The sequence below is a fragment of the Gemmata sp. genome (genome assembly GCF_051859125.1).
GTDB lineage: Bacteria > Planctomycetota > Planctomycetia > Gemmatales > Gemmataceae > Gemmata.
Window position 1 is genome coordinate 1 of sequence record NZ_JBHYGG010000132.1, and the last position, 8,871, is coordinate 8,871.

10 protein-coding genes are annotated in these 8,871 nt (G+C 69.4%); 4 read left to right on the top strand and 6 right to left on the bottom strand.

Going from position 1 to position 8,871, the window contains the following annotated elements:
• Positions 1–229: 229 nt before the first annotated feature.
• The 4 genes from ACTIGN_RS13735 to ACTIGN_RS13750 all read left to right on the top strand — a co-directional run bounded on the left by ACTIGN_RS13735 (position 230) and on the right by ACTIGN_RS13750 (position 3,334).
• A complete protein-coding gene (locus tag ACTIGN_RS13735) occupies positions 230–2,023 on the top strand; it encodes a hypothetical protein (protein WP_439624703.1) in 1,794 nt (597 codons plus the stop codon).
• A 142-nt stretch (positions 2,024–2,165) separates the two neighbouring features.
• Positions 2,166–2,657: a methylated-DNA--[protein]-cysteine S-methyltransferase gene (locus tag ACTIGN_RS13740; RefSeq protein WP_439624705.1), complete on the top strand. Its 492-nt coding sequence runs from the start codon at positions 2,166–2,168 to the stop codon at positions 2,655–2,657.
• A gap of 8 nt (positions 2,658–2,665) precedes the next feature.
• Complete coding sequence (locus ACTIGN_RS13745; RefSeq protein ID WP_439624707.1) at positions 2,666–2,872, top strand: type II toxin-antitoxin system HicB family antitoxin; 207 nt, start codon at positions 2,666–2,668, stop codon at positions 2,870–2,872.
• A 30-nt stretch (positions 2,873–2,902) separates the two neighbouring features.
• Positions 2,903–3,334, top strand: coding sequence for a hypothetical protein (locus ACTIGN_RS13750; protein WP_439624709.1), 432 nt, complete (start codon positions 2,903–2,905; stop codon positions 3,332–3,334).
• A 19-nt stretch (positions 3,335–3,353) separates the two neighbouring features.
• On the opposite strand, the gene ACTIGN_RS13755 is transcribed toward ACTIGN_RS13750, so the two are convergent.
• The 6 genes from ACTIGN_RS13755 to ACTIGN_RS13780 form a co-directional block, all read right to left on the bottom strand.
• Positions 3,354–3,560 (bottom strand): hypothetical protein, encoded by a 207-nt coding sequence (locus ACTIGN_RS13755; protein ID WP_439624711.1) that lies wholly within the window; start codon positions 3,558–3,560, stop codon positions 3,354–3,356.
• Positions 3,561–3,572: 12 nt separating this feature from the next.
• Positions 3,573–4,163, bottom strand: coding sequence for a hypothetical protein (locus tag ACTIGN_RS13760; protein WP_439624713.1), 591 nt, complete (start codon positions 4,161–4,163; stop codon positions 3,573–3,575).
• A 112-nt stretch (positions 4,164–4,275) separates the two neighbouring features.
• On the bottom strand, positions 4,276–5,406 hold the full coding sequence (locus ACTIGN_RS13765) for a prenyltransferase/squalene oxidase repeat-containing protein (protein ID WP_439624715.1): 1,131 nt from the start codon (positions 5,404–5,406) through the stop codon (positions 4,276–4,278).
• Positions 5,407–5,693: 287 nt separating this feature from the next.
• Positions 5,694–6,602: a formylmethanofuran--tetrahydromethanopterin N-formyltransferase gene (gene fhcD, locus ACTIGN_RS13770; RefSeq protein WP_439624717.1), complete on the bottom strand. Its 909-nt coding sequence runs from the start codon at positions 6,600–6,602 to the stop codon at positions 5,694–5,696.
• A gap of 636 nt (positions 6,603–7,238) precedes the next feature.
• Positions 7,239–7,610 carry a hypothetical protein gene (locus tag ACTIGN_RS13775; RefSeq protein WP_439624719.1) on the bottom strand — a complete coding sequence of 124 codons (372 nt, stop codon included), beginning with the start codon at positions 7,608–7,610 and terminating at the stop codon, positions 7,239–7,241.
• 48 nt (positions 7,611–7,658) lie between these two features.
• Entirely contained in the window at positions 7,659–8,720 is a 1,062-nt protein-coding gene (locus ACTIGN_RS13780) for a hypothetical protein (protein ID WP_439624720.1), read from the bottom strand.
• Positions 8,721–8,871 lie beyond the last annotated feature (151 nt).

An 8,871-nucleotide genomic window follows, 5' to 3' on the forward strand; every position in this document is an offset into this window, starting at 1 on the left:
GTGAGCCCTCGCTCGGCGCTCGGGCTCCGACCACTACCAGTCCAACAGATCCGGTAGCAGTCGCCTCCTTACTCCGCACCGCGGGACTTGAGCCGCGGGCGCAGTTTTTTGCGGCGGCGGGCGGAATTTGGTTCGGTCGGAGCGATAGAATGGGCAACGTCCGTGTCGCGGCCCGCGACGGCGGCGCGAAATGTTTGGCGCTGCGTCCCGCGTGTGGTGAAATAAGTTCATGAAACTGCTCACTTCGGTCCTGCCGCGCGGGCGACTCCTCACCGAAGACGGGTGGTTCACCCTCGCGGTGTGCGGCTTCCTGGTCGGCCTTGAAGTCGTCGGCCGGTACGCGGCGCTCACCGACTTCCACGACGGCCTCGCCGGGTTCGCGCTGGTCATCGCGGTCGCCGCCGTGATCGCCCGGCACCGCCGCGCGCCGCTCGGCTGGGTGCTCGGCCTCGGGACCCGGTTCCAGAAGGTCGGGGCCGCGTTCGCCGCGCTCCGGTACGACCACGGCATCGACCTCCGCGGCACCCCGCCCGTCGCCCGCCGGACCCCGCCGGCCGTCTGGGTCATCGCCGGTGCGCTGGTGGTGTGGGCCGCACTGGCCGCCGGCGCGTGGGCCGTCTTCCCCACCGGGTGGCGGGTCGCCGGGGTCGCCACCTCGTACACGCTCTACCTCGGGTTCCTGATGGCGCTGTGGGGCGTGCTCCTCGCGGTCACGTTCGTGGGCGTGTTCGTCCCGGTCGCGGTGCTCGACTCGCTGCTGAAGCGGTGGCTCGGCGACACCGACCGCCGCGGGGCCGAACTCGCCGCCGTCGTGGGCTACGCCGTCCTCGTCTCGGCCGTCGCGTTCGTCGTGCCGCCGGCCGCCATCCTCGTCCTGTGCCTCGTCGTCGCGGTCGGCGCGTGGCTCGTCTACCTGCCCAAGGGGAACGACGGCCCGGCGGTGCTGTGGCGGTCGGGCGTCGACCAGCCGGTGTACGCGGTGCCGGTGCGCCGGGTGCTGTCGCTGGTCGCGATGCTCGCGTCGCTGCTCATGTTCGCGATCCTGCTGACCGCGTGCGGGGGCCGGCTCCTCGACGCGCCGCGGGCCGACGACACGATGCCGGTGACCGCCCTGTTCGGCGCGATCGCCGCGTGGCTCGTGCCGATCCTCGTGGTCGTGGTCGCGCTGCGCCTGTGGTCGGCCCGCCGGAACGACCCGGCCCGCCGCACCCGCCCGACGGCCCACGTGTCCGGGGCGGACCGCTCGCAGGTGCGGCGCGCGTCGCGCCTCCTCCGCGAGTGGGGCTACAGGATCCGCACGGCGGGAACCCGCGAGCCGGGACAGGTGGGCATCGAGGTGGTGCCGCCAGACCGGTCGCAGGCGACCGAGTTCGACCCGCAGTGGCCGCTGAAGGTGAGCCTCGACGACCTGGAGGCCGGCGGGGTCCGGGCGCGGCTCGGCCGCCGCGACGAGATCCAGGTGCGGCGGCAGTTGTTCCGCGGGCTGCAGAAGCTGCTGAAGCGGGCCAGCGCGTTCAAGGGGCCGGGCGGCGGCGGGTTCTGGATCGCCCCGCACTGGTGGTTCGTCGAGGGGGTCGGCCGCGAGGACTCCGACGCCGCCGGCGAGGACGCCGCCCCGCCGCTCGTCGGCCCGCCGTACGCGCGGGCCATCCCGGGCCGCGCCCGCCAGCACGCCCACGCGGTGCTGCGGGCCACGCAGATCGACATGATCTTCGTCGAGGACGGCGTCACGTTCAAGGGGCTCGACCGCGTGCTGCGGGTGGTCACCGAGCTGTACGACGTCCACGGCGGCCAGCGGAAGGCGGAGGAGCTGCACTTCCGCGGGGTGCCGAAGGTGAAGGTGATGATCCACGAGTACGAGCCGGGCAACCCGTTCCGGTCCGACGCGTACCCCGAGCCGAAGTTCGACGACCTGTCGCGGGTCCGGGTGCTGCACGTGTTCCGCGACCGCGGCGGCGAAGAAGAACTCATCGAGCCGCCGTACGACTTCTCGTGGACCCCGGCCCCGGCTTTAGTTGGGTAAGTTCGAAGCACTCGAATAACTTCGAATTTCGAAGCACGAAATCCGAAAGGAAGATCACCGACTCCGGCTCTTCCTTTCGGATTTCGTGCTTCGAAATTCGTTCTTTCCCGAGTGCTTCGGAATTCGTGCTTATGGGTAAGTCATGATCCGCTACACCACCGCCACGAGCGACCTGGGCCGGGTGCTGCTGGCCGCGACCGGCCGCGGCGTTTGTGCCGTCAGCATCGCCGACGCCGATGCCGCACACGAGGCGTTCCTCGCGAGCGAGTTCCCGGGGGCCGAGCTGGTCCGCGAGGACACTGCGCTGACCGGCTGGCTCACGGAACTGATGAAGGCGGCCCTTGGCGAGCCGTACCGCGACGTGCCGCTCGACGTGCGGGCGACGGCGTTCCAGCGCCGCGTGTGGGACGAACTCCGGCGCATCCCGCGGGGCGAGACCCGCACCTATTCGCAACTCGCGGCGTCCCTGGGCCAACCGACCGCGGCGCGCGCCGTGGCGCGTGCGTGTGCGACGAACCCGACGGCGGTGCTGGTGCCGTGCCACCGGGTCGTCGGCTCCGACGGCTCGCTCCGCGGGTTCCGCTGGGGCCTCGCGACCAAGCAGCGCCTCATCGACGCCGAACGCCGGGGGTGAGGCGAGCCGTGAAGTACCTCATCATCCTGGAGCCGACCGAGACCGGGTTCTCGGCCTACTCGCCCGACCTGGACGGGTGCGTGGCGGCCGGGGCCGACCGTGCCGAGACGGTCGCCCTGATGCAAGAAGCGATCGCCTTCCACCTCGAAGGCCTGGCGGGCGAGGGGCTGCCGATCCCGGCCCCACAGTCCGAACCCGTCCTGGTCGAAGTCTGACCGTAGCGATTTCGCCCGAGAGGGTTCGCCGTGTCACGAACGTGGCTACTCGGAGCGGCCTTCCTCACTGCGGCCTCGCTCTGGGCATACACCTCGGTCACATACGTCGTGTGGGACGGTGGCTACGATCTGACCGTCCGCGTGTCGAGCAAGGCAGGGGCACCGAGCGCGGTCAGTTGCCAGACGCACGGCGTGCGAAGAGATGCCGAGTACGCTCTCGAACACCACCTCCCGGCGGTGATGAAACAGTGGTCTGCCACCGCCGATCCGTTCGTTGGTGAACCGCTCACGGTCTTCGTTCCGGTGAGCGGTCGGAACGCGCTCAGCGGGCGGGAACTGAGCCGCAGTCAGTTCTGCTGGCTGGTCGTGACCGCAGTGCTTCCCGACGGGCGACGGACCGGCACGCTGGTCGAGATTCCGGACGGGCGAGTGTCGCGTGAGGTCCGTGTGGAATTGCCCTGACCGCCGAGCACCGCATACGTCACGTCGGGGCCGTCACTTCCAGTTGGTCCTCGCGGACCTCGACGTAAGCGGGTTTCGGCTTCGTACGCAGGAGCACGCGGTAGACCTGCATCCCGTTCGGGCCGAGCGGGCCGCGCAGCTCCACGATCCGCCCGACGTGCCCGCTGCCCGAGCGGATCTTCACGCGGTCCCCGCGCTTCAGGTTGGTCGGCTTCAGGGTGCCCATGATCGTCCTCCGTTACCAGGGTGCGACCCCGGTCAACTTCACCAACTGATTGTACATCACCCGATCAAGTTCCGCCGCCAGTTCGTGGCAGGCCGACTTCCACAGGAGCACCGTGGGCAGCGCGAACGGCCCGCCGACCGCGGGCGGGGTCGCGTTGTGGTGCGCCGCGTAGTTGCGCCACTTGTTCAAGTGATCGATGCGCGAGATGTGGGCCTGGTTCGCCACCAGAACCGCCGGGGCGACAGCCGGGTCGGTCGTGAGGGCGTCCGTCAGGTCGAAGTCGAACCGCTCGAAGTCAGCCTTGATGCTCGTGTACTTGGCGTTCGTGCCGGACAGCTCGCGCCCGAGTTCGCAGAGCGTTTGAAACATGTAGAGCATCGGGGCCGGCACCGCGTTCGCGACCGCCTGGACGCACTCGCTGTGGAGGTCGCGGCAGAACCCCTGGAAGTGCGCCGCGAGCAACATCACGAACCCGCGGAGGTTCTCGTCGATCAGGTCCGGGTCCGGCGGCACGGCCACGCTGAGGGCGAGGTTCTGCGCCTCGATCCGATCTAATCGAGTCACGCGGTCGGTCCGCCACCGGACGAGCGAGTGCGACGGCATGTGCGGCCCCAAAGCGTAACGGGTACCGAGCCAACCCCGACCAAGCAACGCAAGGCCACACCGGTTCTCCGCTCCACGCGCTCCGGTCGCGTCGCCGAAGGCGTGGGCCGCGTCACCGCGGCAGCGGGTAGCGGTAGTACACCTCCAGCGTCAGGACCGCCAGCGCCGTCGTGCCGAGCCGCCCGCACGACCGCCCGATGTGGCCCGGGTCCGGGTCGAAGCTCCCCTGGTTCGGGCCGTCCTTCTTGAGCTGGAGGAGGACGAGCCAGTCCCGCATCCCGCCCTTGCGGCCCCCGTCGGCCCCCTTCGGCCCCTCGTTCCACGTCGCCCACTCGTCCCCGCCGGCGGTGCGCACGACCTGCGTCGCGTAGTAGTAGAAGTACGTGTCCGGGACGGCCGCGGTCTTCACCGGGGCCTTCTTCATGAGCCCCTTGACCCCCTCGGCCATGCCGTCGTGGTCCGCCGCCCAGCCGTCGAAGCGGTGGCGGCACAGCAGGCCGATGGCCGTCAGCGAGGTGCCCGGCGCGGCCCCGGCGCTCTCGCTGTACCCGTACCTCGCCTTGAGCTTGCCCGCCCCGACCGCGTCGAGGAACTCCGCGGTCTTCTTCACCGTCGCCGCGGGGACGACGAAGTCCCTGCTGAGCCGGGCGGCGTGAAGCGCCTGCACTTGCCAGCCGGTGATCGACGTGTCGCCGGCCGCGCCCGGGGTGTACCCCCAACTGCCGTTGGCGGCCTGGCCCGCGATGACGTGGTTCAGCGCGCCCTGGGCCGGGGCGAGGAGCGCCTTGTCCCTGGTCATCAGGTACGCCTCGACCAGTGCGAGCGTGCCGATCCCGTGGGCGTAGGCGTTCTTGGACAGCGGCTTCCCGATCCCACCGCCGCCCGGCGCGGCCTTGACCAGGAACGCGACGCCGGCCGCCACGGTCTTCTGGTACTTGCACTTGTCGGTGTGCGTCTCGCCGGCCCCGAGGAACGCGAGCAGCGCCAGGCCCGTCGCGGCGACCCGCTCGTCCTTGCTCCCGGCGTCGAACTCCCACCCGCCGTCCTGCTTCTGCTGCTTCGCCAGCCACACCAGACCCATCTCGACGGCCCTCTCGGACTCCTCAGTCCCGCCGGCGTCCTTCAGGGTCTTCGCCCGCTCGGCCTCCTTCCGCCCGTCGAGCGGCCCGGCCGCCTTCTTGGGCGGCTGCGCGCCGGCCACGAGAACCGCCACCACGACCGCTCCCAGACGTCCGATTCGCATGGCAACTCCGGCGTCAAAGGCAAGGAACACGCACCGCAGTTAGAATATGGACGCCGCCGCGGCAGGGGGCGGGTGGGCGTCGGGAGCGACCCAGTGCTTCCGCCCCAGGGTAGCGAAGCGGTGGCGGCGGTAGGGGAGAGGTGTTGCCCTTGGTTCTGGTGGCACGGGCCTCTGGCCTGTGTTCGCCTGCACAGGCCAGAGGCCCGTGCCACCAGCCCGGCACCCCCACCACCCGGCCCCATTCCGGCACCCCCACCACCCGGCCCCATTCCGGCACCGCGTCTCATTCACTTCGGCTGCTTGTCGGGGTGGAGGTAGACGAAGCTCTTGCCGAGGCGGCCGTTGTAGTTGCCGGCCGAGATGGTCAGCAGGTCGGGCGTGTCGCGGCTCGCGGCGATCGCGGACTGCGTCGCGGCGATCAGCGTCGGCAGGTCCGCCCCGTTGATGATGATCTCCTGCACGCTCGCCACGCCTTCCGGGAGGCGGGTCGTTACGCCGTCCTTGCCCCGGAGCGTCGGGCAGAACTCCGCATACGTGCTCGCGACCGCGAACTTGTACTTGCTCCCGGCCTTGCTCCCGCTCGACGCCACGCCGCCGGGGAACGGCAGGATCACCCCCGGCGTCTGCGCCGCGGCCGCGGCGGCTCGGGTGGCCGCGTCGAGGGCGGCGTCGGCCGTCGCGCCGAAGAACCACAGGTTGCCGCCCATCAGCCCGTCGGCCCACCCGCACCGCCGCTCGATCACGAACTCGCCGCTCAGGATCGGCACCACCCGGCACCGCCGCCCGAACCGCTCGGCCTTGTACTGGTGCCCGTCGCCGAAGTACGCCACCTTGCGGCCGAGCGGGAACCACCTCTCCTCGGCTGGGAGGACGTTGAATGCCGCGGTCGTCGGGCACGTCAGTACGTTCTGGCACACGCGGACCAGTACCGACCGCTCGAGGCGCTGCTCGCGGTCCTTGTGGAACCGCGGGACGTGGAACTGCACGATCGCGCCGGGCCGGCCGTCGGGAGTTTCGATCGGCGGCACGGTGCGGTCGAGCCCGGCCTCGCAGTCGCACATGATGGCGCTGCTCGCGTTGCCGGTGCACGCCGCGACCGCCCGCTCGAGCCAGTACGGGTCGCGTGCGGTGATGAGGACCGAGGCGTAAATGCTCCGGAACGCTTCGGCGTAGGTGTCGTCGATTGTCGCGGGCATCGGAACTTCGCCTCACGGGGAATGGGGACGTGCTGATTGTGCGTCGCCGGGGTGGAAGTGGTCAACGCTTCACGCGGAAAATGCCATCGGTGCGCGCTGTTGTTGCACCCGGTGGCCACAGATGCACAGGGTGTGGGCACCGAGGCGGTGCCCGGAGGAATTCTGAACAGAGCGAGCGGAGAAGAAATGGTCGTTAATTGCCGTTCCGCAAAGGGTTTCGGCACTCGCGGCGAGATGTCGTGGCAGATTTGGCACGCATGCTGCTTTAGCTTAGGTCGGCGAGAGCCTGATACCGCACGGTCGGCCGGCTGAGGGGAGAGGCAGTCGGTCGGCCGTGCGGAATCTTTTCACACTTCTGCTCAACACGTCAGCAACGCACACAATCTGCTCACCACCAACCAAACCATACGCCGTATCACGGAATACCGGGTGTTTGACCCACTGGTGTGCCGGCGATGAGTACCCGCATCACTTGGCCGTCGTTGCCGTACTCAAAGCGTGTCGTGGGACCGAATCGCCCCACCTCGCCCCCGGTCTCGGGGGAGAGGTCGCGACGAGGCTCTGCGAGTCGCGGGTGAGGGGGTGTGCCTCGACATCACACTAACCCCGTGGCCGCGCTCTGTCGCTGCTTCCGAGTCACTTCCGCCGGAGCGCACGGAGTGCGGAGCGGTGCTCTTCCGGTGCCGCATCGGGTGACGGGCACTTGATGACGTAACTGGTGCGGAAGTTCACCGCGATGAACGCGCCGTCCTCGCCGACCGCGTACACCCAATCGCCCGCCTGACGCCAGTTCGCAACGTTGCGGACCACGGGCTCTACCGTTTCGCGGCAGTACAGGTGAAGTTTCCGCGAACCGTCGTCACTGCCCCCGGTCTTGAGAATCGACCAGTTGCCGTCGCCGAAACTCTCGACGGTGTCCTTTCCCCTTTGATACTTCTGCGGTTCGCCGCACCCGGCGGTGCACGCTGCGGTGACGAAGCCGCAGATGGTCAAACTCATCGCTCGCATGAGAACCCTCCGCGTGGCGACCGAATGAGCGACGACGGGCGATCCGCTTCACTTCGGCGGCTTGTAGCCCTCGGGAGCGACGACCACCTCGAAGTCCGCGCCCTTGAGCTTGCGGAGTTCGTCGTGCAAGACCGGGATGCGCTCGTCGGGCGTGCAGGACAGCGCCCAGTCGATGCCGTTGTCCGCGACGTACATCCCGTACTTCTTCAGCCCCTTCAGGATCGCCTGCGCTTCTTGCGAGAACTTCGACACATCAACGCTCGCCTTCAGTCGGAACCGCTCGCCCATTCGCGGGAGCGCCTCGTCGGTGAGGCGGCTCGCGAAGTGCGTCGCCGGGTACACGTAGGCCTTCCGCGACCGCTTCGCCGTGAACCGCATCGCGTGCTCGACCATGCCGCGCTGGATCTCGTCGTAGCGGATCGTCGCCGGGAAGATCGGCAGGCCGGCGGCGTCGGTCGAGGTCCAGCCGTCGGGCCGCAGCTTGTTCGACTTCAGGTCGAACACCGCCGCACACGACGCCTCCCACCCCGTGTCCTTCCTCCGCAGCCGGTAGAACTCGTACAGCACGCCGCCCGCCGGGTCGAGCACGCTCGCGTGCCGGTCGCCGTCCTCCTTCAGCTTGTCGCGCTGCACGTCGTCGAGCGTGATGCCCTTGTACTTCGGGTCGCGTGCGTAGTGCGCCGGCCAGCCCTCGATGGGCACGTTGTCCGGCACCGGGAACGGCCCCTTGTCGGACTCGTCCGGGTACTCGAACAGCTTCACCTCGACCTTCTTCTGGTCGGGCGGCACGAGGATGAACCCCATGTCCGGGTTGTAGCGCAGCGGCTTCGCGGCCCCGATGCTCTCGACGATCGCCTTCGACTTCGGGTGGACCGGCCAGTCGGCGACGACGAGGTTCCACGGGTTGTCTTCGGGGAACACCTCCAGCGCCGACACGACCGCGTCGGCCTCGGGCGTGCCGAACACGATCGGCTTCTCGACCTTCGGGAGCTTCGCGTTGCGGACGCGCTCGACGCGGGCCGGGTCGCCGCTCACGAGGGGCCTGGCGGGCTGCGCGACGGCGACGCCGACGCTCGCCGCGAGGAGCACGGCGGGGAGGAGAAGGCGCATGAGGTGTCCCGGAGAAGAGAAAGGCAGAGTTATCCGCAGATTACACAGATGGACACAGATTGGAAGACAGGAGAGGAGATCGGCGGCCCCTGATCCCGGGCGAACCCTGAGCGCCAGCGAGGGGGTGACGCTTACCCCCTCGCTGGCGCTC

Bases quoted from the DNA above. Each gene is read 5' to 3' on its own strand.
- ACTIGN_RS13735 (WP_439624703.1), top strand. From the start codon at position 230: ATGAAACTGCTCACTTCGGTCCTGCCGCGCGGGCGACTCCTCACCGAA.
- ACTIGN_RS13765 (WP_439624715.1), bottom strand. From the start codon at position 5,406: ATGCGAATCGGACGTCTGGGAGCGGTCGTGGTGGCGGTTCTCGTGGCC.
- ACTIGN_RS13760 (WP_439624713.1), bottom strand. From the start codon at position 4,163: ATGCCGTCGCACTCGCTCGTCCGGTGGCGGACCGACCGCGTGACTCGA.
- ACTIGN_RS13780 (WP_439624720.1), bottom strand. From the start codon at position 8,720: ATGCGCCTTCTCCTCCCCGCCGTGCTCCTCGCGGCGAGCGTCGGCGTC.
- fhcD (WP_439624717.1), bottom strand. From the start codon at position 6,602: ATGCCCGCGACAATCGACGACACCTACGCCGAAGCGTTCCGGAGCATT.
- ACTIGN_RS13775 (WP_439624719.1), bottom strand. From the start codon at position 7,610: ATGCGAGCGATGAGTTTGACCATCTGCGGCTTCGTCACCGCAGCGTGC.
- ACTIGN_RS13740 (WP_439624705.1), top strand. From the start codon at position 2,166: ATGATCCGCTACACCACCGCCACGAGCGACCTGGGCCGGGTGCTGCTG.
- ACTIGN_RS13755 (WP_439624711.1), bottom strand. From the start codon at position 3,560: ATGGGCACCCTGAAGCCGACCAACCTGAAGCGCGGGGACCGCGTGAAG.